General features: G+C 34.1%; 23 protein-coding genes and 2 pseudogenes. 3 read left to right on the top strand and 22 right to left on the bottom strand.

Annotated features, from left to right (window positions below; genetic code table 11):
• Positions 1-8: 8 nt before the first annotated feature.
• From BG05_RS16320 to BG05_RS16295, 6 genes and pseudogenes are all read right to left on the bottom strand, one after another.
• Positions 9-1,193 (bottom strand): ABC transporter permease, encoded by a 1,185-nt coding sequence (locus BG05_RS16320; RefSeq protein WP_033734100.1) that lies wholly within the window; start codon positions 1,191-1,193, stop codon positions 9-11.
• A gap of 2 nt (positions 1,194-1,195) precedes the next feature.
• The gene (locus BG05_RS16315; protein WP_033734097.1) at positions 1,196-1,879 is read right to left on the bottom strand and encodes an ABC transporter ATP-binding protein; all 684 of its coding nucleotides are present in this window, start codon (positions 1,877-1,879) and stop codon (positions 1,196-1,198) included.
• Positions 1,876-2,917 (bottom strand): annotated as a pseudogene (locus BG05_RS16310) (efflux RND transporter periplasmic adaptor subunit). The gene BG05_RS16315 and the pseudogene BG05_RS16310 overlap by 4 nt, the downstream one beginning before the upstream one ends.
• Before the next feature lie 202 nt (positions 2,918-3,119).
• Positions 3,120-4,214, bottom strand: a complete 1,095-nt coding sequence (locus tag BG05_RS16305) for a HAMP domain-containing sensor histidine kinase (protein ID WP_059038089.1) — start codon at positions 4,212-4,214, stop codon at positions 3,120-3,122.
• Positions 4,207-4,905 (bottom strand): response regulator transcription factor, encoded by a 699-nt coding sequence (locus tag BG05_RS16300; protein WP_002013637.1) that lies wholly within the window; start codon positions 4,903-4,905, stop codon positions 4,207-4,209. Before BG05_RS16300 ends, BG05_RS16305 begins: the two co-directional genes overlap by 8 nt.
• Before the next feature lie 424 nt (positions 4,906-5,329).
• A complete protein-coding gene (locus tag BG05_RS16295; protein ID WP_016127223.1) occupies positions 5,330-6,511 on the bottom strand; it encodes a YhgE/Pip domain-containing protein in 1,182 nt (393 codons plus the stop codon).
• A 170-nt stretch (positions 6,512-6,681) separates the two neighbouring features.
• Between BG05_RS16295 and BG05_RS16290 the strand changes: the two genes are divergently transcribed.
• The gene (locus BG05_RS16290) at positions 6,682-7,299 is read left to right on the top strand and encodes a TetR/AcrR family transcriptional regulator (protein ID WP_033734094.1); all 618 of its coding nucleotides are present in this window, start codon (positions 6,682-6,684) and stop codon (positions 7,297-7,299) included.
• Between the two features lie 55 nt (positions 7,300-7,354).
• Here BG05_RS16290 and ppsA read toward each other — a convergent pair whose 3' ends face one another.
• From ppsA to BG05_RS16275, 3 genes are all read right to left on the bottom strand, one after another.
• A complete protein-coding gene (ppsA, locus tag BG05_RS16285; protein ID WP_003190032.1) occupies positions 7,355-9,961 on the bottom strand; it encodes a phosphoenolpyruvate synthase in 2,607 nt (868 codons plus the stop codon).
• A gap of 130 nt (positions 9,962-10,091) precedes the next feature.
• Complete coding sequence (locus tag BG05_RS16280) at positions 10,092-10,373, bottom strand: YolD-like family protein (protein WP_033734091.1); 282 nt, start codon at positions 10,371-10,373, stop codon at positions 10,092-10,094.
• Between the two features lie 56 nt (positions 10,374-10,429).
• Positions 10,430-11,695, bottom strand: a complete 1,266-nt coding sequence (locus BG05_RS16275) for a Y-family DNA polymerase (protein WP_003190028.1) — start codon at positions 11,693-11,695, stop codon at positions 10,430-10,432.
• A 201-nt stretch (positions 11,696-11,896) separates the two neighbouring features.
• Between BG05_RS16275 and BG05_RS16270 the strand changes: the two genes are divergently transcribed.
• A complete protein-coding gene (locus BG05_RS16270) occupies positions 11,897-12,262 on the top strand; it encodes a YxeA family protein (protein WP_002168073.1) in 366 nt (121 codons plus the stop codon).
• Positions 12,263-12,377: 115 nt separating this feature from the next.
• On the opposite strand, the gene BG05_RS16265 is transcribed toward BG05_RS16270, so the two are convergent.
• From BG05_RS16265 to menA, 7 genes are all read right to left on the bottom strand, one after another.
• Complete coding sequence (locus tag BG05_RS16265; RefSeq protein WP_002185483.1) at positions 12,378-13,088, bottom strand: alpha/beta hydrolase; 711 nt, start codon at positions 13,086-13,088, stop codon at positions 12,378-12,380.
• Positions 13,089-13,363: 275 nt separating this feature from the next.
• Positions 13,364-14,206, bottom strand: a complete 843-nt coding sequence (locus BG05_RS16260; protein WP_003190025.1) for a polysaccharide deacetylase family protein — start codon at positions 14,204-14,206, stop codon at positions 13,364-13,366.
• Between the two features lie 291 nt (positions 14,207-14,497).
• Positions 14,498-15,181, bottom strand: a complete 684-nt coding sequence (locus BG05_RS16255; protein ID WP_002142388.1) for an N-acetylmuramoyl-L-alanine amidase family protein — start codon at positions 15,179-15,181, stop codon at positions 14,498-14,500.
• A 126-nt stretch (positions 15,182-15,307) separates the two neighbouring features.
• Positions 15,308-17,092 carry a sensor histidine kinase gene (locus BG05_RS16250; protein WP_002190077.1) on the bottom strand — a complete coding sequence of 595 codons (1,785 nt, stop codon included), beginning with the start codon at positions 17,090-17,092 and terminating at the stop codon, positions 15,308-15,310.
• On the bottom strand, positions 17,089-17,775 hold the full coding sequence (locus tag BG05_RS16245) for a response regulator transcription factor (RefSeq protein ID WP_002128032.1): 687 nt from the start codon (positions 17,773-17,775) through the stop codon (positions 17,089-17,091). The genes BG05_RS16250 and BG05_RS16245 overlap by 4 nt, the downstream gene beginning before the upstream one ends.
• A gap of 330 nt (positions 17,776-18,105) precedes the next feature.
• Positions 18,106-18,432, bottom strand: coding sequence for a hypothetical protein (locus tag BG05_RS16240; RefSeq protein ID WP_002128033.1), 327 nt, complete (start codon positions 18,430-18,432; stop codon positions 18,106-18,108).
• 287 nt (positions 18,433-18,719) lie between these two features.
• Positions 18,720-19,631: a 1,4-dihydroxy-2-naphthoate polyprenyltransferase gene (gene menA, locus BG05_RS16235; RefSeq protein WP_002128034.1), complete on the bottom strand. Its 912-nt coding sequence runs from the start codon at positions 19,629-19,631 to the stop codon at positions 18,720-18,722.
• 519 nt (positions 19,632-20,150) lie between these two features.
• Between menA and BG05_RS16230 the strand changes: the two genes are divergently transcribed.
• Positions 20,151-20,735: a hypothetical protein gene (locus BG05_RS16230; RefSeq protein ID WP_003190019.1), complete on the top strand. Its 585-nt coding sequence runs from the start codon at positions 20,151-20,153 to the stop codon at positions 20,733-20,735.
• A gap of 117 nt (positions 20,736-20,852) precedes the next feature.
• Here BG05_RS16230 and BG05_RS31575 read toward each other — a convergent pair.
• From BG05_RS31575 to BG05_RS16200, 6 genes and pseudogenes are all read right to left on the bottom strand, one after another.
• A pseudogene (locus tag BG05_RS31575) lies at positions 20,853-20,987 on the bottom strand (IS3-like element ISBt2 family transposase); the annotation flags it as partial.
• A 129-nt stretch (positions 20,988-21,116) separates the two neighbouring features.
• Positions 21,117-21,716 carry a DJ-1/PfpI family protein gene (locus tag BG05_RS16220; RefSeq protein WP_000701587.1) on the bottom strand — a complete coding sequence of 200 codons (600 nt, stop codon included), beginning with the start codon at positions 21,714-21,716 and terminating at the stop codon, positions 21,117-21,119.
• Positions 21,717-21,779: 63 nt separating this feature from the next.
• Entirely contained in the window at positions 21,780-22,754 is a 975-nt protein-coding gene (locus BG05_RS16215; RefSeq protein ID WP_002013620.1) for a phosphotransferase enzyme family protein, read from the bottom strand.
• A 278-nt stretch (positions 22,755-23,032) separates the two neighbouring features.
• Positions 23,033-23,437 (bottom strand): arsenate reductase (thioredoxin), encoded by a 405-nt coding sequence (gene arsC, locus BG05_RS16210; RefSeq protein WP_000791428.1) that lies wholly within the window; start codon positions 23,435-23,437, stop codon positions 23,033-23,035.
• Positions 23,438-23,462: 25 nt separating this feature from the next.
• Entirely contained in the window at positions 23,463-24,503 is a 1,041-nt protein-coding gene (arsB, locus tag BG05_RS16205; protein WP_016120475.1) for an ACR3 family arsenite efflux transporter, read from the bottom strand.
• An 18-nt stretch (positions 24,504-24,521) separates the two neighbouring features.
• Positions 24,522-24,959, bottom strand: coding sequence for an ArsI/CadI family heavy metal resistance metalloenzyme (locus BG05_RS16200; RefSeq protein ID WP_003190012.1), 438 nt, complete (start codon positions 24,957-24,959; stop codon positions 24,522-24,524).
• Positions 24,960-24,982 lie beyond the last annotated feature (23 nt).

Genomic DNA, 24,982 nt, shown 5'->3' with positions numbered 1-24,982 from the left:
CTTTTCACTTATTCATACCGCAGACACTCAATCGGATCCAATTTAGCCGCTTTATTAGCCGGCAGTATGCCAAAGACAATACCAATTGACATCGATATTCCAACTGAGAGTAATCCAAGACTTACAGAAATAACTAGTGGCCATTCACCTATTGACGAAGCGATCCAAGCAAAAAACATACCTAATCCAAAACCAACCGCCCCGCCTAATGACGTTAAAATACATGCTTCGATGAGAAATTGTGTTAATATTTTTCCTCTCGTTGCACCGAGCGCTTTTCGAATACCTATTTCACGTGTACGCTCTGTAACGGATACAAGCATGATATTCATCACACCAATACCACCTACGATTAAGGAAATTCCAGCAATACTAGCAAATACTATTTTCATCGTTCGTGTTGACTCTTCTATTTTTTGACCATATGCTTTCGTATCCTCGACTGTAAAAGAATGCTCAAATTCTGGGGATTTCAATTCATCCAATACAGATATAGCTTGTTTTTCTACAGCCTCTCGCTCACTTGGAGAAGTTAACTTAATTTTCACTGTATCGTATTCCTCAATCCCTGCAATTAAAGGTGCATTGTCGATAGATGTATATCCTTCATACAATTTAAATTGACGTTGAAAACCGTCTTCATATTTGTACACCCCAACAACCTTATATAGTTTTCCTTTTATATCTATATACAAATCATCTTTCCAATTATCAAATAGTGTTTTAAATAAATCTTCAGCTACAATTACAACAGGAATTGGCTTTTTTAGTTCATCCGGTGTTAACTCTCGCCCATGTACCATTTTCATTTTAGAGTCCTGCATAAAGTTTCCTGTTCCCCCATTTAAACTAAAGGAAACATTTTTTGATCCCGTATATACTTTTACGTCCATATGCACATTGGGATACACATCTTTTACACCTCGTATCACTTGCAATTGCTTTACCATATGTGGTGTGATTTTTGCTTTTTCTGTCGGAGAATCCGGGTTGAAGTATTCTATTTTAAGTTCATCCATATGCTGATTCTCTGCAAGTTCCTTTTGCATCTTTGCAGTCTGTCCATCTCCCATTGAAATAATTGTAATAATTGCACTGATTCCAATAATAATGCCTAGCATTGTTAATATAGATCGCATTTTATGCGCAAAAATAGAAGATATGGCCATGCGTATATTTTCATTCGTATTCAAATTTATTCTCTCCAATCTTGTACGATATTGCCGTCACGAATTACAATTTGACGTACTGCTGCTTCTCCGATTTCACGATCGTGAATAATCATAATAATCATAATAATCGTTGAACCTTGTTTATTTAATTCGTAAAAGAGCTCCATAATTTGTTCACTCGTTTTCGTATCAAGTGCACCAGTTGGTTCATCGGCTAAAATAAATTTCGGATTATTTACAATCGCACGCGCTACAGCAACACGCTGTTTTTGACCACCTGATAGCTCACTTGGAAGATGGGTAGCACGGTCAGCTAACCCAACTTTCGTTAAAGCAGCTAACGAACGCTCACGTCTTTCTTTTTTATCAACTCCTGCATAAATAAGAGGTAATTCTACATTTTGAAGTGCTGTAAGCCTTGGTAGTAACATGAAATTTTGAAATACAAAGCCGATTTCTTTATTACGAACGTGTGCAAGTTCTGTTTCAGACATGGTTGAAATATTTTGACCAGCTAGCTCATACGTACCTGCCGTTGGTTTATCTAAACAACCGATAATGTTCATTAAGGTTGACTTACCAGAACCAGATGGTCCCATAATGGAAGTGAATTCCCCCTGGTTCAGTATTATATCGATTCCATGTAATATTTGGACGGACTCTGTACCGTTTTGAAAAGATTTCGTGATGCCTTTTAAATGAATCATTTTGTGTTAACCTCCATACCATCTTTTACATTTTTCATAGGTTCAGAGATAATTTGTACACCTTTTTTCACTCCAGAAACTTTTGCTTCATGATTCGTTTCAAATTCAACCGTAACCACTTGTTCTTTCACTTTTCCATCTTTTACAACGAAGACAACATCTTTGTCACCTTTTTTCACCATACTGCTTTTCGGAACGATTGTACCTGTTGCTTCACCTGTTTTGTTTGTCACGTTTACGTGGAAACCGTTTTGTAATCCTTCACTATCGTTCAATGTAACAGTGAATGGATAGCTGGAAACTGTTTTGTTTTCATCCATATTTTTTAATGGTGTGGATCCGATTTCTGTAACTTTTCCTGTCCACGTCTTACTAGATACAGTTTTTGATGAAACTGTTACTTCTTGCCCAATCTTCACACTCGCAAGCTCATATTCAGACAGTTGGCCTTTTACTTTAAATGGACCAGCGTGACGAAGCGTAATTCCGCTCATACCAGCATCATTATTTTTGACAATGTCATCAATTACACCATCAGCCGGGCTCGTTACAGAAAGTGTGTTCACTTTCTCTTTTGCTGATTTAATTATTTCATCAGCTTTTTCTACTTCAAACTTTTTCATTTCAAGTTGCGATTCTAATTGTTGCACTTCGATTTCTGATGCTTTTAACGCTTCCTCAGGAAGACCAGCGTTTTTATCTTTTTTTAGTTTCTGCTTCGCTGCATCCATTTGTTTCTGATGCAATGTTACACCTTGTTTAGTAATAGGGTCATTATATTTAAAAAGAAGCTGTCCTTTTTTACTTCATCACCTTTTTTACATTCGTACCTTTTGTTGGATCGAATGAAATTGCTTCTATACCATTTGGGATAACTTCGCCACCTAATTTTTGCTCATTCTCTATTTGTTTTTCTGTCACTTCATATATTTTATAAGTTTTAACTGGTTCAGATTCTCCTGCAAATGTCATATAAGACCCGACCCCTAAACCAATTGTAATTACACCAACGATGACTAGTTTTTTTGCTTTCTTCATAATATCCTCACTTTTTCATGTGTTTTATTTTTAGAAACTGTATGTCCTCTTCTTTAATAGTTTTTGATATATAAAGCCCCGTAAATACTATGTACAATATAAAAAGCCCCACTTTTTCATTACCAGTTCCTCCTTGACCTAACCTACGTATAGGATAGAAAAAACTAGTTAAATAAAAAGCGGGGTAAACATTAAATTTTTATTAAATTCTTGAACTCTCTTCTTTTGGCAATCTTATTTCAAATATTGTTCTAATTATATTACTTTCTGCTGAAATCGTCCCATTATGCTGTTCAACAATATTTTTAGCAATAAATAACCCAAGGCCCGTACCGCCCTGCTGCCCTGTTCTTGCTTTATCACCTGTATAAAGCATGTCAAAAAGATAAGGCAAATCTTCTTCTGGAATGCTATCTCCATAATTAATAATTTGTACGATAACCTCTCCATTATCAATATATCCATTCATATCAACAAATTGTCCATTATCTCCGTATCTAACTGCATTTGTTACAAGATTTTCAAATACTCGAGCTAACAAATTCCCGTCACCGTAAATATATAAATGAGGATTAACATTCAACCTAGCTTCTAAATGATGTTTCTCCAATAATGGATACAATTCCTCATCTAACTGTATAAGCAACTCACTTATATTAATTGTTTTTTTATCTAACTTTAGCACGCCATAATTCATTCGCGTAATTTCAAATAACTCATCAATTAAACTTTCAAGTCGCTGCGATTTCGCAAATGCAATCATAGAAAAACGTTTAATCTGCTCCTTTGACAAATTCTCATCTTTAAGAATTAAATCTAAATAACCTAAAATTGATGTTAAAGGCGTTCTTAAATCATGTGCTAAGTTAACAATGAGCTGATCTTTACTACTTTCTGCAAAATCACCTCTCTCAACCGCCTCTTTTAATTTTTCACTCGCTATATTAATTTCACGCGCAATCTCGCCAAATTCATCATTTGAAGTAATATGAACTTTCTTTGTAAAATCACCGTTAGCAAGATGGTGAATACCGTTAGAAATTTCATTAAAATATTTTAAGTATGGTTTTGTTAAAAAGAAAAAGAATACAACAGATAGTGGGATAAAACACATTAAAAAGAATTTAATATCTACGATTGGTCTAAATTGGGCTAAGTAATCTTCGTAATGTACCATCGTTCTATAATAAAGCTGTAATACTTTATAGATTATATATGTTCCGCCAGCTGCTAACACCATGCTTAGCGCAAACAAAGCAATCATTTTAAAACGAAAACTTCTCATCATGTTAGCCATTGAAAGTATAACCTACCCCCCATACCGTTTTTATTAACTTATTCTTTCTTGTATCCTCCCCAATTTTTTTTCGTAAAGTACGAATATGTACCGCAACTGTACTTCCCCCATCATAATAATCATCCGCCCACACTTGCTGAAGGATATTTTCCACACTGTACACTTTTTTCGGATGGCTCACTAATAAATATAAAATATCAAACTCTTTTGGGGTTAATTCAATTTGTTCTCCGTATACATTTAGCTTTCGTTGCTCAAGATTAATAACCACTCCGCCTACTTCTAAAACGGATTTGTTCTCCTCTACTTTCGGTTGATTTAACGTAAGAAATCGACGTAGTTGTGCATTTACACGCGCAACTAATTCAATTGGGGCAAAAGGCTTTGTCATATAATCATCCGCACCTAGTACAAGACCTGTCACCTTATCAAAATCAGATGTTTTCGCGCTTAGAAAAATGATTGGCATATTATACTTCACACGAATTTGTCGCGTTACTTCATAACCATCCATTTTTGGCATCATAATATCTAAAATAACTAAATCAATTGGTTGCGATTGAATAATAAGAACAGCTTCTTCTCCATCAGTAGCTTTCACAACATGATAACCTTCTTTCTCTAAATGTATCCCAATTAATTCAGCAATTTCCACCTCATCATCCGCTATTAAAATTGAAATCTGCTTCATTTTGCTCTTCCCCTCATTCCTTTTTCATACGTCCAATTTTAAACTAGTCTATTTTGTTTATATCATCTTAAAAGAACATTATTATGAGATTCTTACTTTTTAGAGATAACTTCGAGTACTATATTTCTTCTGCATTTTTTTTGCATGTTTATGTTTTGTTAACTTTGCAACACCCTCTACGATTTCACATTTTATGGTAGAAAATGTAGAAAAACTAACAAAACTAAAGTATATCAGAGATAATAATTATATAGTACAACAGATTTTACAGTAGGATCCCTTCATATCAAGCCTAGCTAAGTGACAGTTAGTTTCACAAATAACTAACTTCCTTTCATTATATCAATATATTTTGTACCCTTACTTGTATTTCAACATAAAAACCGCTCCACTACTAGTGAAACGGTTTTTCCTTTACTTATTTTTATGCATTCACTTCAGTTTTTTGCTCCTTTACTACACTACGTTTGAAAGCTGTTCCAAGTATAATAACCACGCTTACTACACCAATCCAAACGAGTACAGTAAGAGGAGTATTCCAAGCTAATCCTTTTCCAAAGAAGAATATTTCTCTAAGCCCTTCAATCATAAATCGCATTGGCAACCATGCGTACACCCAATCTTGATAAAATGGTGACATCATTTCAGGCGCTAATGCTAATAGCGGTGCCCCAAAGAAAAGTAATAGAGCGAATATACCTATACCCTTTAGTCCAACTAATGAAAGCACCGCAGAAATCATTAAGAAGAAACAAAAAGAAGTAATGGATAAGAACAAAGCCGTATCCGTGAAATTCGGGATATTTAATCCTACCATTCCATCCGCAATCCATGTAAGACCAAATCCAATTACAAGTGTAGCAATTGCTCCTGTTACTATTTGTTTTAGTTTCAATACGAAGTTCTCTTTTCTTGTACCCACTTGCGTTTTACTTATCGCAATAAAGATAATTGCTGCGCTCGCTAAACTTGCAATCCATAACGGCTGGAATAAAGACATTGGCGAGTTACCGTTCGCACTATTTTTGCCGATTTCATTCACATTTGTCACTTTCTTCGTAATAGGTGTTACTACATTTGAAACTTGGTCTGCTGTTAATGTAGCTCCTTTTGCTTTCAATCCTTCTAATAGTTGTGTACGAACAGTATTGTTCATATTATCAACGATCGCATTTAACATTTGTCCTGCCATAGTTGATGCTGCTGTATTCATTCCTTGATTGATGAATATTTCTACCTCTGGCGAAGATGGCTGTGGTGTTCGTAATGATGCTTGTTTTGTGCTAAAGTCTTTCGGAATAACCAATGCTGCATAATATTCTTGATTATTTAAGCCTTTTTGAACTGCTTCTTTATTTTGCACTTCTACCCACTTTACCGCAGGTTCTTCCTCTGATTTTGATGTCTTTTTCATATTATCAACAATCGTTTGCCCCATATTCATCTTCGGTTGATTCGGAATTTCTACTCCTTGATCCTCATTTACAATTGCGATTGGTAAGTTTTTCGGCTTAGGTTGAACGGTTGGAAATAATGTTAATGAAAAAATAAAAACAACAAGTAGTGCAATAACTGGAGATAACAATAAAAGTTTGTTTTTAAACATTTTCTTTTCTCCTCCTTTAATTTGATTTATAATAACCAACAACGTGTTGTTTATTTATATTTGAATTATATGTTCGAGTTGAACCTTATACAATAATCAAAAATCGTGAATGTGTCGGTTATAAGACACATCCTTGAAATGTGTTGGCTAAAATTAAGGAGGGACATACTTTGCGCGATAGTAATTTAGATTTACGTGTTATTCGCACGAAAACTGCCATACGAAATGCATTAGTGGAATTAATTGAGGAAAAAGGTTTTGGCGCCATTACAGTGAAAGATATTACTACGAAAGCAAACATAAATCGTGGTACATTTTATACACATTACCAAGATAAATTTGATTTAATGACAAAATGCCAAGCAGAAATTATGTATGAATTTTCTAGCATTGCTAAACAGAGATTACCGGAAGTTATTGCTGATCTTGGATCAAGCCCTTCCCCAACAATGCCATTTATACTTATCGCTTCTATTCTTGAATTTCTAAATGAAAATAGTGATTTTATGAAAGCTGTACTAAGCCCAAAAGGAGATTTATCTTTCCAAACGAAACTGAAAGACTTTATGTGGAAAACACTATTTGAAGATACGAATGGTCCTCTCATTAATAAGGAGAATTTACTTGTCCCAAGCCAATACTTAGCTTCTTATATGGCATCTGCTCATATAGGTGTCATTCAACAATGGTTAAATAATGGACAAAAAGAAACACCTGAGGAGATTGCTCGTATTTTATCAACAATCGCAGTTCATGGACCTTTTTATGCGGCTGGTTTAAAGAAATAAGTCCGCTATATAATAAAAGATCATCCACTATAATAGCGGATGATCTTTTATTTCATTACAACACTTCAATATACCCTTCTGTTCCATGTACCCGAATTCGCTGTCCGTCTTTTATTCGTTTCGTAGCATTCTCTACCCCGACGACTGCTGGTAATCCATATTCACGTGCAATAACTGCTCCGTGTGTCATCAGTCCGCCAACTTCAGTGACTAACCCTTTTATAGACACAAACAATGGTGTCCAGCCAGGATCAGTAAAGGCAGTAACTAATATATCTCCATCTTCTAAATTCGCATCTTCCATATTTAAAATAACGCGTGCTCTCCCCTCAATCACTCCTGAAGAAACAGGCAGACCTACGATTGCTTCAGCCGGGAGATTTTCTCGTTTGTACTTCCCAGTAATGATTTCTCCATCAGACGTCATTACACGTGGAGGCGTTAGTTTTTCATATAATTTGTAATCATTTTTTTGTTTATGAATAAGCTCGTAATCTAGTTTATTCGTAAGGACAACTTCGTGAAGTTCTTCAAAAGTTAGATAGTATATATCTTCTACTTCATCAATAACTTTATTTTGCACGAGTTGCTCGGCTTCTTTCAATATTGCCTGCTTATATATGAAATAGCGATTAATCATACCGTATTTTGGATATTCACGATAACCGATAAAATTCCGGATGTTACGAATCATTCGCTTCGTCTCTTCTACTTTTTGTTTACCATCCGGCAAATGCTGCAATCGATCTACTAACTCTTCTTCTTTTTTCAAAGCTTCCTGCAGTCCTTCTTCAAATTTCCGTTTACTAGCACCATCTTCAAAATCTCTTATATTATTTAAAATCATCGGGATAATGGTTGTTGGCTTTTCACTCCAGCGCGTTTTCGTAATGTCGATTTCTCCGCTGCATCTCATTCCGTATTTATTTAGAAAAGTTAGAATGGCATCTCTAGCTTTTTCTCCGCCTTTAAATTGAACGAATTCATCTAAAAAGTTATCATTTTCTACATGTTGTAAATACGCAATAACTTCTGGATATGGCCGAATCACATCAGCAACATCGAGTAATGCTAGCCCCATTTCAGACGTAATATTGTTTTGTACTGATTGAGAAAGTGTGTCTGCTGCATTCTTTTCGCCTAGCCATTGCTCCATTTTTTCATTGATCCATGTTGAAGCATCCATACCTGCCATAATGACAGCCATACTTTGCGGATGAAATAATATTTTCTTTAATTGCTGCATATCTTCCAAAATAAAATCAAGTACATCCACCCCTGATTTCGTTTGCATGTTTCGTTTTAACTCTTCGATTGATGCTTGATTCATCTTTATTAAATCCGTAACGATTGCTCGATTGTTTTCGATTTTTGGTTGTGAACTTGCAGGTGGTCCACTTTTACCAACACTCTTTTCTTTTTCATCATCTGGTAACAATGTAATAAAATCATCTCGCTCGACTACAGTTGTTAATGCATCTTTAATAAGCGGTTCCGAATTCCCTATCATATTTAATAAAAGTTCTCTACTAGTAGGCGAAGCCAATCTTTGTGCAACATCAACAAACAACCTTCCTCCAGCTTGAAACCTCTGTCCAAAAGATGTTAACTGGAATAAAGACATTCCTAATGGCTTCAAGGGGTCGGTCATCATTTGCTGGTGACCAACCGATACATACACATGATTTTCCCCATCATTTACTTCTGGTATTGGATATAAAGTCGTGATTGGGCGACTTTGGACAATATAAAATATATCATCCACTAAACACCATTCAATATCTTGCGGACAACCAAAATAAGCTTCAATCTGTCTTCCAATCTGTGCTAGTTGTAATATTTGTGGTTCAGACAATGTTTGAAGCTTTTGCTGAGCCGGATCAATCTGTTTCGTCTCCGTTCCACCATCTTTTAAAGTATAAATAGCTAATTTTTTAGTTGCTATCATCTTTCCGGTAATTTTGCCTTCTTTTACTTTATAATTATCGGCAGAGACCAGTCCTGATACTAATGCCTCACCAAGTCCAAAACTGGCATCGATTGATACTACCTTTCGGTTAGAAGTAACCGGATCAGCAGTAAATAAAATGCCCGAAGCCTCAGGGAAAACCATTTTTTGAACGACAACACATATAGAAACTTGATTATGTTCAAAATCATTTTGCATGCGGTACATAACTGCTCGCTCTGTAAATAAAGAAGCCCAGCACTTTCTTACATGCTGCAAAATCGCTTCTTCTCCGATAATATTTAAATACGTATCTTGTTGACCAGCAAATGAGGCATACGGTAAATCTTCAGCCGTAGCACTAGAACGCACGGCATACGCATGTTCATTTCCAAAACGTGAGAGATAATGAGCTACCGCTTCCACTACTTCAGAAGGGATTTCTACTGCCATAATGACTTCTCTAATCTTCTTACTAATTCCACCAATTTGGGCTCGCTCTTCCATTTTCAACTTTGTTAGCTGCTGCAACAAAGTTTGAAGCTCGTCATTTTGCTCGATGGCCTTTTCATATCCTACAGTTGTAACACAAAATCCTTCTGGCACTTGTATCCCTTGAATGTTAGATAACTCTCCTAAATTCAATCCTTTTCCGCCAACAAGTGAAAGCTGCGTTTTTTCTATTTCCTGAAAATCGAGAACGAAAGAACTCATGTAACATCTCTCCTTACTATGTGTGTGTTCTTGATTGTAGCAGTAGTAAATGAGAATAAACAGTCTATTTCGAACTTGATTTACATGATATAATTAAGTTAGGAAGAGATGATTTTTTATTTCTCCCCCTCTAATTCACTTCAATTACATCAACAAACTTAAACATCCTTTGATTATGAAAAGCATCGGTACAAGTAATCGTCTTATTTAATGGATTTATATCAGCTACTGTTATGTAATTTTTATATAGATAGCCCTCTTTATAATATGTAAGTAAAACCTCTTCTTCACCTAAATATGAAATTAACAGCTTATTTTCAATCCTTTCTTTTGCATCTTGCGTTAAAATTGGACGCGGGACTTTTGTTTGCTCCTGTATCATGTCTTTAATACAGATGAACTGCTCTGGCATACTAACAAACGGTTACCACTTTACCATTCCTCTTCCTTTTGGCATATTAGCATTCTTCACGATTTGTGCCCTCCTAATAATGTGTTTCTATATCTTGCTGTTGCGACGCTTGTGTAGGAAATGCCACGTAAAATACTGTTCTTACCAAATCGTGTTCGAATTTCGTCCATCACCTTCGTTAATCTCATTTCTTTTTCTCTTTGTATAATGTTATCGAAAAGCGAAATTTGCTCTTCTCCTTCATGTATTAAATTTGTTAAGGAAAGACTTATCGATCGAATCGGCTCCCCTGTATGTCGCTCGTATAAAAAATATGTACAAACATTAAAAATATCCATCGTTAAATTTGTTGCTCTATTTAACGTATGTGCTTTTTTTATTCCTCCTCCGTATTCCCTACTATACCCAACTGAAAAATGAATCGTTTGGGCGTATTTCTTTTCTCGTCTCAATCTGTAACAAACTTCTTCTACATGCTCTAATAAAATAACGGTGAATTCTTCTATCAAATAATCACGAAATAATATTTGGCTTTTCGCTATAGATGTTGTTGCTGGAACATATTTCTCTGCTATTCTGCTAAAATCAATCCCGTTACTATGCAAGTGTAATTCTTCTCCTATTACACCAAACGATTGTTTTAAATACTTCAATGGATACTGTGCTAAATCCCCAATCGTATGTATACCTTTTCGATTTAATTTCATTTCCGTTTTATACGATATACCCCAAAATTTACTGAGTGGTCTAATACTCCATAACTTCTCGGGTATATCGTCATACGTCCAATACGCTATTCCATCTTTATTCTTTTTCGCTTCCACATCCATCGCTACTTTACTCAATAATAAATTCGGCCCAATACCAATCGTACTTTCAATCCGTGTACGTTCATATATTTCTCGCTTGAACTTTAATGCAAACTCGCACGGATTACTCGCAAATAAATGAATACTTGCAGTCATATCCATGAAAAACTCATCGATACTATATTGATGAAAATCTTCCGGCGCAACATACTGTAAAGCTAAGCCTGTTATGTAAGTTGAACACTTCATATACGTATGCATAATCGGATTCACAATAATAATATCTGGCCGCTTCGGTATTTCGTACAAACGAGCCATCTTCTTTATTCCTAACGCTTTTAATGGCGGTGTTGCTGCCAATACAATTGATCCACTGCGGTTTACATCTCCTACGACAGCCAATTTTGTATAACGTGGATCAAGTCCTTTTTTAATACATGATACGCTCGCATAAAAGCTACGAAGATCTACACATAAAATAATACGATTCGGTAAAAGAGAATAATCATACAAGGTTATCACTCCTCACGAAAGAACATTCGTTCTCATTATATACGAACTTACGTTCTTTTTAAAGGTATTTTCATGAAAATTTTGGTTAAAATAACCTTACTTTTAAAATTTTTTTAAGAAAAACTTAAGAAATTCCCCGCTATATTCATAAGAAGTTTTTTCTATACTGAAAAACGTAAATACGTAAAAGGAGAAACAATCATGAAGAAATTTGTACTTTACATAATAGGAATAGGCCTCCCTATATACTTACTACCTTTCATATTACGCGGAGATTTAGACAGATTTAATCCGATTGCTGAAGAAAAAAATGTATACGCTATTACGGAGGAATATGGCGTTCCAGATTACCATCATAAAGGAAGAGCTATGTACTCGCTAAAAGGTGTTGATGAATTAAGGAATGAGAAGGAATATAAAGTAGGAACGAACACTCCTAATGATTTTATAAGAAAAACTTACTTAAAAATTCATGTGAAAGGTAAGTATGTCTATTCCTACGACATTATTTCTGAAAAGGACATTCCGGAGAAAATAAGGGGCCAATTGGAGATAGCAAATAAATAAAAGAGCCAATTCGTACGAGTTGGCTCTTTATTATCTCTCCCACCTACCGTTAGGCTATCTTCCTACACATGCTTGAGATGGGAGAATCCTTTCGGTAAATTTATTACATTCGCTATCATTGTTTTAATAACCATTCTTCAATTACTTTCACTGTTTCATCTCGTTGTGCTTTTGACGTAATTAAGCTCGCATTATCACCTTTTTGCTCACCATACATGCCAAAATGAGCATGGTTTCCGCCTTTTATCATGTGCATAGCTGTATTCTTTGACATTAACTTTTTATTGCTCTCTATTTTTTCTACAGTTGCTAAAGCATCTACTTCCCCATAAATTGATAACATTGGAATCGATTTAGTAGAGAAATCATCTGCAGGATACGAACCTAAGAAAATGATCCCGTCTACCTTGTCTTCATGTTGAAAGGCATACTTAGAAATCATAGCTCCTCCCATTGAATGCCCCGCAACATACCATTTTTGAACTTCAGGATACTGTTCAATTACACTGTCTACTGCATTGATTCCAAGTATCGCTAAATTTAATGGTAACTTAGGCATTACTACAACATGCCCCTCTTTTGCAAGAGCTTTTCCTAAGTAACTATAAGCCTCAGCTTCTACTTTAGCTCCTTGATAAAAAATAACCCCTATTTTAGCATCTTTCTCTCCAAATACTATATTACCTTCATCTTTTTTATCATCTACTAACGACAAAGCCTCTTTCGTTGGTTTATAAGTAAACTGAGACCAAGTCAAAAACGTAATACTTCCTATAAGTAAAATACCTAGTAAAGAGTAAAGAACAATTTTCATCCACTTCTTCACATATATGCCCTCCCTAAGATGTGTATATTTTATACTTTAAATGATTATTTATATAATTGTCGAATAATCTTAACTAATAAATTTAGAAAAAATAATACGAGCCCTCAAATGCCGTTTTAAAATGAGTTCAATATATTCATCCTAAAACACAGGCTTCATACACAAAGTAAAATTCCATAAAGAAAAAGCCGATTTCTTTATCGTATAGGAAATCGACTTTTGGCTTAATTATTGATTTAGTAATAAAAACACCTTTTAAAATAACTATGTTTATACTATAGACGTTGATCTTTTTGGAAGTTTAGACGAAAATGATCCTCATCATTATATACCCCAAATTCATACCCTTGCTCTTTATAAAATTTAATAATTTCAGGAAGAGCTTGTAATGTTTGTGCTTTTTCATGCATTAAAACAACTTCTACTTCTTCTGTTGTCTGTTTTTTTACATTTTCGATAATCTGAGTTGGATTATCTTTTAATTTCCAATCATTTGAGTCTACTGTCCAATCCCAAACTTTTATTGCTGCTTCTACAATTTGATTCCGAATTTCCTCTCCCTTTAATCCTGGTGCAGATCCATATGGCGGACGGACCAGTTTAGGAGTTGTACCCGTAATATTATGGATAAGATCTAACGTTTCTTTCATCTCTGGTACAAATTGTCCCTTTTTGTATAGCTTATCACTATTATGTGTCATACTATGTGCACCAATATAATGTCCTTCTTTTACTGCTCGTTTTACATTTTCCTGAAAACCTGTATTTTGTAAATTGCTACCTTGCATAAAAAATGTAGAGGCAACATTTTGCTCTTTTAGTACATCTAAAAATTTCCCAGTCAATTCGCTAGGACCGTCATCAAATGTTAAATAGACAACTTTTCCTACCGGTTTTCCATCAGGTCTTTTTTGTTTTGCTGGTGATGTTTCCTTTTTCTTTTCTTGTTGTTGCGTATTAACTTGTTTCATACTTTCATTAGCTACTCCCTTCGCTGGGATAGAGTGCCATTTTCCAATTAAAAAGAAAGTGAAAAAGGTCGTTGCTAAAACAACTCCTAGAGATATTATTAACTTAGTTAATCGACTTGTTTTTTTCTTACTTTGTGATTCTTTCATTATTTTTCGATCCTTTCCCTATTAATTTTCATATTCATTATTTATAAGGCTGAGCCTTTACTCGACTGAATCATTAATTTCACCCGGTGTTTACAATAAATAGATTAATAGAGATGGATAAAGATAAAATGCAGATAATGTCGAAATCAGTTAAAGAATAGCGTATTGCATCCACTCTTTAGAAAAATATTTGTTTTTAATTTGAAAACTGGATATACACCCAAAATAAAAAATACTACTCTTCCTAATTAAGATTTAGAAAGAATAGTATTTTTCTATTTGCCTATTTTATTACATCGTAAAATAATTAATAATGCCATCCACAATTCCTTTTTGCGATTTTGCTTGGAATTCTTCTGAATTCATTCTTTTTTCATCACTCGCATTAGATGTAAACCCTAATTCTATTAGGATAGCCGGAGAAGAATTTTCTCGTAAGACAAGAAAATCACTGCCATGAACACCTCGATCTCGGCTGTCTATATTTTGATCAAAAATAGCTTCTTGTACGATCTTAGCTAATTTTTTATCTTTCCTTTTATTAGATCCATAATGAGTTGTTATTCCTTTTACATTTGTATCCTCAAAAGCATCATGATGAATGCTAATATAAAGATCCGCCGCATGTTCTTTCACTACTTTGACACGCGCTTGCAATTCTTCCTTTTGTTTTGTTTCTGAAAGTAAACTCGCATCTTTTTCACGCGTCAATATAACTTTTGCATCCGTTCTTTCTTCTAATTCTTTCTTTATATTTTGTGCTACTTTTAAATTAAGCTCTTTTTCAATCGTTCCAAATTTCTTTCCTTTCGTCCCTCTATCTCCTCCACCATGCCCTGGATCAATTACAATTGTTTTTCCTCTTAATCGTAAATCCTCTTGTGATATATTTTTATGCCCCTTAGCATGTATGAAACTAACTCCTGTGCCCATTATTAATATTATAAATAAAAGCAATGTCACTCTTTTTTTCATTTTAACAATCTCCTTATCAGCTTTTCATTCCCTTTCTAATGAAGATATTAATGAATGCTGATAAAGATAAAATGCAGATAATGTCGATTTTGTTTAAAAATGATAAAAACGTGTAGAATGAAAATTCTACACGTTTTTATTTAAGTAGAAGAAAAATAACACTCCATCTTCTGTATTCGAAACACCATATTCCGCACCATGCAGCTCTAATATATTTTTTGAAATAGCAAGGCCCAATCCTGTTCCACCTTTGGAGCGTTGACGAGACGTATCTCCTCGATAAAAACGATCCCATATTTTCTCTAAATGTTCTAGTTCAATATGTGCTCCTTTATTTTCTACACATACTTTTACACGTTCATTCTCTTCTATTGTAGAAATAATAATATTCTCCTGTTCTGGTGTGTAACGAATCGCATTCGTAATAAAGTTAGTAACCACCTGTTCTATTCGATGTGGATTTGCAACTACCTCAATTTTAGAAAGTTGTTTATGCACATGTAATTGCTTAGCTATTATATCCGAGGTTAATTGCTCACATATATAATCAATCATCTCATCAATATGGAAAACATCCATTTCCATTTTATACGTACCAGACTCGAATTTTGCTAACTCCAGCATATCAATAATGAGCATATCCATTTTATCTACTTCTTTTGACATTGCTTTAAAGTAATAATCCTTTTTATTACTAGCAACACCATCCTCCAAAATTGAAATACAGCTCTTCATAATACTTAAAGGTGTTTTTAACTCATGTGAAACACCCGCGATAAATTCTTTACGTGTATTTTCTAATTGCTTTTCTTTCTCTATATCTTGCTGCAATTGATTAATATACGAATGCAAAGCCTTAGAAAGTGTATTAATATTTTGTGATAAAGCACCTATTTCATCCTTTGTAGTAATAGGTATCGTCTCTGAGAAATCTAAACCAGCGATTTTTTTTGTAGTATCATTTATTTGTAATAGTGGTTTGGCGATTTTATTTGAATAATAGAACGATATCAAAACGATTAAAATCAAAACAAAGATAATTAAATATACATAATAATCCTTTATCATTTGCACAGCTTCATCAACTGGTTGCAATGATGTCATAGCAAATATATAATTTACCTTACCATCTGCATCTATTGTTGGTTTGATTAATAGTTTATATTTAATATCATTTTCTTCATAATCCACTATTTCTGTAGAAGTAATATTATTTGGTTTTTGATTTAATATTAAATCAACCTGAAATTGTTTTATTCTATCTATTAACACACGATTTCCATAAATAGAGTTAGTTCCTACAGTACCCTCCGGTAACTGCACGTTCTTAATACTTCCTGCTAAATATAACTGTGAATTTTCTTTTGAAGATGCGACTTTTGGGCCATATAACTTCTCTGACAACTGCTTGTTCTCCAAACCAATATTCTTCTCTTTTATTGTTAACATCGCAGGGACTACTGCATCACCTTCCTGCACTCCATCGATAATAATATGACTCCCCTGTTCTAAACTATCTTTTATCCTTTGTATATCTTCTAAATTAACAAAACTATACAACGGTATCTGAATTAAACGTTCAGAAAAGGTGTTATTTCCGTTAGGATCTAACTGAATTTCTAAAGAAAAATCACTTGCATATTTTATATTCCCTACCCTATCTAGCGTTGTAATCCATGTCGCATTATCTTGGTAGAAATTTTGTTCCAACTCTTGAATCCTTTTCGCGTCATCTCCAGCTTTTATATATGCCTTTTCAAAGGATTGAATATTCGTTTTAATATCATTAACTTTTCGATTCGAATAATATTGCTTAAAAAATATGGTTTGTCCAATAAAAATAGTCACTAAAATAAGTGTGCATAATGCCGTAGTTAATATAAATAACTTTAATACAATTCCTTTTTTCATACCTGTCCCTCAAATTTATAACCAGTTCGCACAACGGTTACAATACAAGTCGCTTTTTGTCCTAATTTATGACGCAAATTACGGATATGACTATTAACAGTACGATCATCCCCAGCGAATTCATAACCCCAAATTTTAGTGATTAGTTGTTCTCTCGAAATCACAATCCCTTGATTTTGCATGAAATACGTTAATATTTCAAATTCTGTATGTGTCATACTTATGTCTTCCCCATCTACAGTTACTGTACGAGAAGGGAAATGTACATGGATACCACTACTAGTTAATGTGTCTTCAGTAGATACATTAATAGTGGAAGAATATCGGCTTTCAATTAATCGTTTTGCCCTTGCCAATAAAATAGGAGGACTATATGGTTTTGTAACATAATCATCCGCTCCCATTTCAAATCCGAGTAAGGTATCATCTTCATCCACCCGAGCCGTTAGCATAATAATAGGTACATTAGATTTCTTCCGAATTCGCCGGCAAACCGCCCAACCATCTAATTCCGGTAACATAATGTCTAGAATAATTAAATGTACCTCATGTTCTTCAAATATAGATAACGCTTCTTTCCCATCAATCGCCTCTAAGACGTTATACCCTTCGTTTAGTAGGTAATCCTTCATGATTTCACGTAAAATATCTTCATCTTCTACAATTAAAATTGTTCTTTGCATATTTCATCTTCCCCACGATTAATTTTATTTTTATAAAGAAATAGTTCATTTTATATTTTAACCAATTAGAAATCTTTCACTATTTCTGTCACTACTAAATGCAACATAGTTATATCAAGATAATAGCATACTGATATAAAGATAAAATGCAGAGATAACTGTAATTCTTCAACAAATAATGAAACTCATCTTGAATCAAAAAATCCATACAAAAACGCCATCCTTTCTGTATATTTCTACAAACAGGATAGCGCTTTTTCATTTTAAAGGTCGCATTCTATGATAAATTATATTAATAAAGTAATATCAACTATACGTAATAATCGATATTTAATCGATATTAGAACTTATTACTTTATATTTATCTTCTTTTGCAACATCTATAATTGCATCAATTTTTTGTTGTTCATTATTCAGCTCATGTCCTTCGATCCAAACTTTATATCCTATTTCTCCCACTACTCCAACTTTAGTTATAACAACATCTAACTGTTTTTCTTTTTGAAAATATTCAATAGCAGTTGCCTTTGCTTTTTCTTGAGTTTTTGGAAATTCTTTGTCACTTAATGGATCTTTCGTTGTTAATGTAATGTAAGAGACAAAACCAATAATAATTAAAGTTATGGTAGAAAGTCCAACTAAAACTATTTTTTTCATTCTTCTTCATCCTTGTCTATCTTTTTTTAAAGATTAACATAACATTTATCGTTTTTCAATAAAAAAATATTGTATTTTACTGTTTTTTTATTGAAAATCTCTATAACTTAGACAAATATAAAAAGCATTCCTCTCACTATCCTGATCTTTATCTCAACTAATCTATTAAATAATGTAGATTTATAAAAGAGTTTGATCATTATTAAAGAAATACAAAAATAAAAACCCCAATTTCTCTATATTAAAATCGAGAAATCGGGGTTTAGTCACTTAAAAATATTTTTTATTTAAAACCAGTAACTAATTAATAGTCCTGCTGATAATAAGAAGCCAAAAATCGTATTTGTCATCGCTGTTGATTTCATTGCGATGCGCATATACCCGGGATCCTTTGCTCCTTTTTGGAAGCTTTGAATAGCAGAGATTGGCTTTTTCAAACCTAGGAACATAACTAATGCCCAAGGGCTTATATAACCCATCAACACAATTACGGCAATCCATAAATAAGCAATTAAAAAGGCTACAGCTAGTGTTACCACTGCTTTTTCTCTCCCAAGGAGGATTACCAACGTCTTTCTTCCACCTTTAATATCTTCTTCGATATCTCGGATGTTATTCGACATGTTAATTGCACCTACTAAAATTCCAATTGGAATGGAAATCAATATACTTTCAATCGTTATAGTATTCGTTTGAATAAAGAAAGCAATGAGTACAAAACATGTCCCCATTAACAATCCAGAAACTAATTCTCCAAATGGAGTGTACGCAATTGGTAATGGACCACCTGTATATAAATAGCCAACCGCCATCCCAATTAAACCAATGACAACTAACCACCAGCTGCTATTCATACAAATATAAATGCCAATAAATGCTGCTACCACATACAATAAAAGCGCAACTGCTAATACATTTTTTGGCTTCAATCCATGACGGACAATTCCACCACCGATGCCAACAGAATCAGCGGTATCTAATCCACGTTTGAAATCATAGTACTCGTTAAATAAATTCGTTGCTATTTGCAACGCTAAACATGCAACCATCATCGCAATAAATAATAGCCAATGAATTTCGGCAACATAAAGTGATGACACTGTCCCTAAAATTACAGGAGAAAACGTCGCCGTTAATGTATGTGGGCGCGTCATCTTCCATATTAATTTAGCGGAACTAATTTCTTTTTCATTCCCCATAACTCTGTTCAATCTCCCTACATTTTAAGTATAAATTACTAGCAGTATCTTTCTATCTATTTCTTGATTCACATCCATTAATTATATCAAATAAATGATACCCCTCCTAACAAATCTAATAATAGTAAAGTGAAAAATTAAAAGTTGAATTACTATTAAGCTAACAAAACTAAATTTCTTTAAATGTGGTACCGTCACCTGCCCATCAACTTAAGAAAACAGATCCACCTTAAACGAAAAAACGAGCTTTTTTATTGCAAGTTAGGGCAAAACCTCATTCTGGAGGTAGCTCTATTTTCTTAGCTTGATAGCGATGTGATGTAAAATTAAGATTGTTCAAGTCGGAGCAAGGCACTCTATGATTGATTTCATTTTATAAGAAATCCACTGCAGAAAAAGAAAAATTTTATTTAGGAACTAATACCTCACATCCAAAAACAAGTGATACATGTACTAATTCTTATTTAATTTCATTTTTTATTAAGGCAGATTAAAAATGAATTAAAGGTGTGTGAAAAAATGGAGGAATTAAATCAAGTTTTAAACACTTCTGAAAAAATTCAGATAGATAATGAAAGTACATCAGATGTAGAACAATTATTAGACTGTTCTACTCCTTGTCAAAACGTCATAAATACTTCTGGGACAATTAGATTAACGGCCGGTACGAGTAATCCTTCATCAATTATTTTTCCAGAGCCATTACATGTTGGTGATACTTTCCCTGTAATTACAGATCCATTTTATTTAAAACTTAATGTTGCTCAATGTGATGCTCAAGCATCTGTAACTACTCCTTGTGGTGTTATAGAATGTAATGTTTCTGTATCTCAAATTACTGCAGTTGGAAATTTACCATTCTATTTTGGATTTCCAGCTCAATTTTTTCCATGTACAGGTCCAAGAACAGGATTTAGTGCATATTTAAATGATGTTGTACAAATAAACAATGTTCTTTGCTATAACTGTGATGGATCTTTACCTCTATTATGTGTAAATGGACTTTCACAAGTAAATGGTACAGCAACTTTAGTAAGCATTCGTCGAGATAGTTCTTATATATATTTTGATTTTAATGTGGAGATTGTCTTACCTGGTTGCTAAAAAATAAAAAGCACTTATCTTTTTTTGAAGTGACCCCCAAAATCGGAACACATATCAAAATACCTAAACCACCTGTTCCCTATATTCTTTAGGGGATAGGGAACAGGTGGTTTGATTTTTCTTGAATTCGCACACAATTGTAGTATTTTTAATTCCAAGTGTCTCTATAATGGTACGATTTGAATACCCATTCTTTTTCATTTGAATCACTTTCCACTTTATTTCTTCAGAGTAATGAACTGTTGTCTTCAAACGAAAAACACCTCCTGAATTCGCATACTTAATATGCAAATTCAGGAGGTGTTTTTTCATGTACCACTATTCGGATTCACTTCACTACAGCAAGCACCCTATTATTACGCCAATAAAAAAGAATTCAAATTACTTCCAAACAACACCTCGCCTCTCGTATTCCATTCTATATTCAACAGCAGCTGCAATTTTTGGACTTGCAAACCTTTCCGTGATCCAAAGACCTAAATCAATTCCTGAAGTAACTCCTCTTGCAGTAATAATATCGCCTTGATCCACAATTCTGTAATGAAGAAGTTCTGCTCCATATTGACTAATTTCATTTTGCGCCAAATGATGCATTGTTGCCTTTTTATCATTCAATATACCGGATACAGCTAGTAACATACCTCCTGTACAAACTCCAGCAACAATTGTTCCTTCATCGTGCATCTCTCTAATCATTTTGGTCAAATTACCAAGCTCTGCTTGCTTTCGTGCCCCATGTTCAGCTTTATGATTCCAGCCACCACCAGGTACAATTAACAAATCTGGACGATTATCCATTCGTAAAAAATCATGTAATTTAACCGTAACTCCAAACGAAGTAGTAACCTCTTGTTTTGGTTCACTAGAAACTAATTCAACCGTAAACGGAGCCCCTTCTTCTATCGCTCTTTTCAATACCTCAAAAGGTGCAAAGGAGACAAGCTCTCCAAAACCGTCAAACACTACAATTTGTATTTTCATTTTTAGAACACCTCATATGCTTTGTTTTATAAATCCCAAAAGAGAAGAAATGTTATCTACAAATTAAAACAATGAAGACAACCTTTCTCCCCTTACTCTATAAACTTTCAAATGTTCCTCTAATTCTCTCCCGTCACCTAATAGACTCATCGTCTTTTTAACGAAGTTCCAATTTAAACTACCGGATAACCATAGCAACGAAGAAAGTCTTTTATAATCATTTGAAGTTAAAATGTTATTAGCTTTATACCCTTCTAAAAATGCTCTAGCAACTTCCGGACATACTTTATGCGACTGTATTCCTTTCGTTCGAGAGTACCATTTTATTAAAAAGGCTAACCCTTCAATACGGTCAACATAACTAATAGATTCAAAATCTACAATTCCTTTTACCTGTTGACTTGAGCCCCATAAAACATTCAAAGGATTTAAGTCTGTTTGTACAATAAACTCTAATTCACTCGTATATGCGCAGTCTATATGATATTTAGCAAGATCTATATACTCCCGCAATTCCTTACATGCGCTTGTCTTGCTTTCTAACATATTAATAAACTCAACATACCCATCCAAATGAGATTTCTTCTGAAAAATCGCGCTTTGAAATGCACTAGAAATATCATGAACCTTTCTTGCTTCCTTTCCAAATGCTTCTGCGATAGCTTCCGTACAGAGTGTAATATGTTCTCCTTCAATCCAATTAGACAATATAAATCGGTATTGTTCATCATTCCAAGCGACTAATGTAAATGACTCCCCTGACCTATTTTTATTAATTTGCATAAAAAGGACTCCATGCTCGCGTAAATAATACGTAAAACGTACTTGCTCTATCAGTTGTTCGTTTGATAACGCCCCAAAAGCTGGATTGATTGTTCGCTTGCTATTGATAAACCGTGCGGAATATCGCTTTCCATTCACCATAATTTTATAGTGTAAATCTGTATTCCAACTATTTTTATGTAGCTCTTCTTCCACTGCTAGTGAATGAATTTCTTTAAAATAATTTATTAATACGTCTTTTATTATGTGTTTCACCCTTTTTTCCTTTCATGTGAAAAAATTTTTATTACACGCTATTTTTGATGATTACTATCTCGATTACTCTAAAAACCAAAATTTTATTCATTGTTAATTACCAATAGTGTTTTTTTCTATATATAAATTTAATAGAGACAGACTACCATTCTAACTATATCATTCTTACATAATATTCTGCATTCGTTGAGATAGTTGTTGTAAACCAATGCAGTAGTGACTATGTATAGAAAAAGAGCCAATCCCCTATACAATAGAAAATTGGCTCTTTCCTTTATTTACTCCCCTGTTTCAGAAAATCGTTTTATACGTTCCCCAATTTCATCGCGAACACGTTGAAATTCAGACCATTCTTTTCCTGCCGGGTCATCAAATCCCCAGTGAACACGATTCACATGTGAAGGAGTAGATGGACACACAGCATCTGCATGACTACAAAGCGTAACGACTAAATCAGCGTTATTTAAAATATTTGAATCAATCATATCCGATGTTTGATTCGTTATATCGATATTTACTTCTTTCATCGCTTTAATAGCATTTGGATTTACTCCGTGTGCTTCGATTCCTGCAGAATATACATTCCACTTATCGCCTAAATATTGTTTGCCCCATGCTTCTGCCATTTGGCTTCGGCATGAATTTCCTGTGCATAAGAAATAGATTGTCTTTTTGTTTTTCATGTTGTTTTCCGCCTTTATTTTTAAATTATACTGGTTGATCATTAAAATATTTACGCTTAAACCAAAAAGCAACGTTTACAAGTGCAATCATTACAGGTACTTCAACTAACGGCCCGATAACAGCTGCAAATGCTGCGCCTGAATGAATACCAAACACACCAACTGCTACAGCAATTGCTAACTCAAAATTATTACTACCTGCTGTAAATGCTAACGTTGTAGTCACCGGATAGTTTGCACCAATTTTTCTTCCCATAAAGAAAGAAACAAAAAACATCACAATAAAATAGATTAATAACGGAATTGCTATTCTTACTACATCTAGTGGTACGCTAACAATCATTTCCCCTTTTAAAGAGAACATAACGACGATTGTAAATAATAATGCAAGTAATGTAAGTGGACTAATCTTAGGTATAAACACCTTTTCATACCATTGTCTTCCTTTTAACTTAACGAGTACAAAGCGTGTCAACATACCTGCTATAAAAGGAATTCCCAAATAGATAAATACTGATTTCGCTACTTCTACCATTGTAATATCGACAATAGCCCCTTCAATTCCTAACCATTCTGGAATGACTGTTACAAACACGTATGCATAAACGGAGAAGAATAACATTTGGAATACCGAGTTAAAAGCCACTAAACCTGCCGCATACTCTTTATCCCCATCTGCAAGATCGTTCCAAACAATTACCATTGCAATACAACGTGCTAAACCAATCATAATGAGCCCGACCATGTATTCTGGCTTATCTGGAAGAAAAATAATTGCTAAAACAAACATAAGTACAGGACCAATAATCCAGTTTTGCACTAAAGATAAAACCAATACTTTTACATCTTTAAATACCCGGCCCATTTCCTCGTAACGAACTTTCGCCAACGGTGGATACATCATGACAATTAAACCGACAGCGAGCGGGATGGACGTCGTTCCAACTTGTAATGTATTTAGTCCATCTACTACACTAGGAAACACAAACCCTAAACCAATCCCAACAGCCATAGCTAGAAAAATCCATAGTGTTAAATATCGATCTAGAAAAGATAAACGTTTCATTTTATTTTCCATCTCCTATTAACAACAAGAATTTTTTTCTACTACGTTAGAAGTCGTGCAACAAGATGACTCTTCAATTTTATGAACATCACTCTGTGCTTTTGTATAAAAGAATTCCCACTCGTTCCCATCAGGATCTGTTACCCAAAACTTATCTTGGATTGCATAGCAACAAGTCGTATCCATCTCATCACGCGCAAAGAAACCTTCTTTTTCTAATCTTTCTTTATGTAATGTAATTTCTTCAGCAGTATCCACTTGGAAACCGAAATGATTTACCTGATTTCCCTTCACTTCATCTCGTACGTTCAGCGTGAAATTAAGTCCTGGCATCTCTAATAAAAATTTTGCATAATCTACTTTCACCTTAACTGGTGACACACCAAATACCTTTTCGTAGAATTCGATAGACTCCTCTAAATCCGTAACATTTATACCAACGTGAACATATCTCATAGCTTACTCCTCCTCTTTATATG

The sequence above is a fragment of the Bacillus mycoides genome, from assembly GCF_000832605.1.
Lineage (GTDB): Bacteria > Bacillota > Bacilli > Bacillales > Bacillaceae_G > Bacillus_A > Bacillus_A mycoides.
Note: the sequence above shows the minus strand (reverse complement) of the source record. Positions and strands in the feature narration are given on the sequence as shown.

What these genes read in the sequence shown, in the direction of transcription:
- BG05_RS16315 (WP_033734097.1), bottom strand. Translation starts at nt 1,879, where the DNA reads ATGATTCATTTAAAAGGCATCACGAAATCTTTTCAAAACGGTACAGAG.
- BG05_RS16305 (WP_059038089.1), bottom strand. Translation starts at nt 4,214, where the DNA reads ATGGCTAACATGATGAGAAGTTTTCGTTTTAAAATGATTGCTTTGTTT.
- BG05_RS16300 (WP_002013637.1), bottom strand. Translation starts at nt 4,905, where the DNA reads ATGAAGCAGATTTCAATTTTAATAGCGGATGATGAGGTGGAAATTGCT.
- BG05_RS16295 (WP_016127223.1), bottom strand. Translation starts at nt 6,511, where the DNA reads ATGTTTAAAAACAAACTTTTATTGTTATCTCCAGTTATTGCACTACTT.
- ppsA (WP_003190032.1), bottom strand. Translation starts at nt 9,961, where the DNA reads ATGAGTTCTTTCGTTCTCGATTTTCAGGAAATAGAAAAAACGCAGCTT.
- BG05_RS16280 (WP_033734091.1), bottom strand. Translation starts at nt 10,373, where the DNA reads ATGCCAGAGCAGTTCATCTGTATTAAAGACATGATACAGGAGCAAACA.
- BG05_RS16270 (WP_002168073.1), top strand. Translation starts at nt 11,897, where the DNA reads ATGAAGAAATTTGTACTTTACATAATAGGAATAGGCCTCCCTATATAC.
- BG05_RS16260 (WP_003190025.1), bottom strand. Translation starts at nt 14,206, where the DNA reads ATGAAAGAATCACAAAGTAAGAAAAAAACAAGTCGATTAACTAAGTTA.
- BG05_RS16255 (WP_002142388.1), bottom strand. Translation starts at nt 15,181, where the DNA reads ATGAAAAAAAGAGTGACATTGCTTTTATTTATAATATTAATAATGGGC.
- BG05_RS16250 (WP_002190077.1), bottom strand. Translation starts at nt 17,092, where the DNA reads ATGAAAAAAGGAATTGTATTAAAGTTATTTATATTAACTACGGCATTA.
- BG05_RS16245 (WP_002128032.1), bottom strand. Translation starts at nt 17,775, where the DNA reads ATGCAAAGAACAATTTTAATTGTAGAAGATGAAGATATTTTACGTGAA.
- BG05_RS16240 (WP_002128033.1), bottom strand. Translation starts at nt 18,432, where the DNA reads ATGAAAAAAATAGTTTTAGTTGGACTTTCTACCATAACTTTAATTATT.
- menA (WP_002128034.1), bottom strand. Translation starts at nt 19,631, where the DNA reads ATGGGGAATGAAAAAGAAATTAGTTCCGCTAAATTAATATGGAAGATG.
- BG05_RS16230 (WP_003190019.1), top strand. Translation starts at nt 20,151, where the DNA reads ATGGAGGAATTAAATCAAGTTTTAAACACTTCTGAAAAAATTCAGATA.
- BG05_RS16220 (WP_000701587.1), bottom strand. Translation starts at nt 21,716, where the DNA reads ATGAAAATACAAATTGTAGTGTTTGACGGTTTTGGAGAGCTTGTCTCC.
- arsC (WP_000791428.1), bottom strand. Translation starts at nt 23,437, where the DNA reads ATGAAAAACAAAAAGACAATCTATTTCTTATGCACAGGAAATTCATGC.
- arsB (WP_016120475.1), bottom strand. Translation starts at nt 24,503, where the DNA reads ATGAAACGTTTATCTTTTCTAGATCGATATTTAACACTATGGATTTTT.
- BG05_RS16200 (WP_003190012.1), bottom strand. Translation starts at nt 24,959, where the DNA reads ATGAGATATGTTCACGTTGGTATAAATGTTACGGATTTAGAGGAGTCT.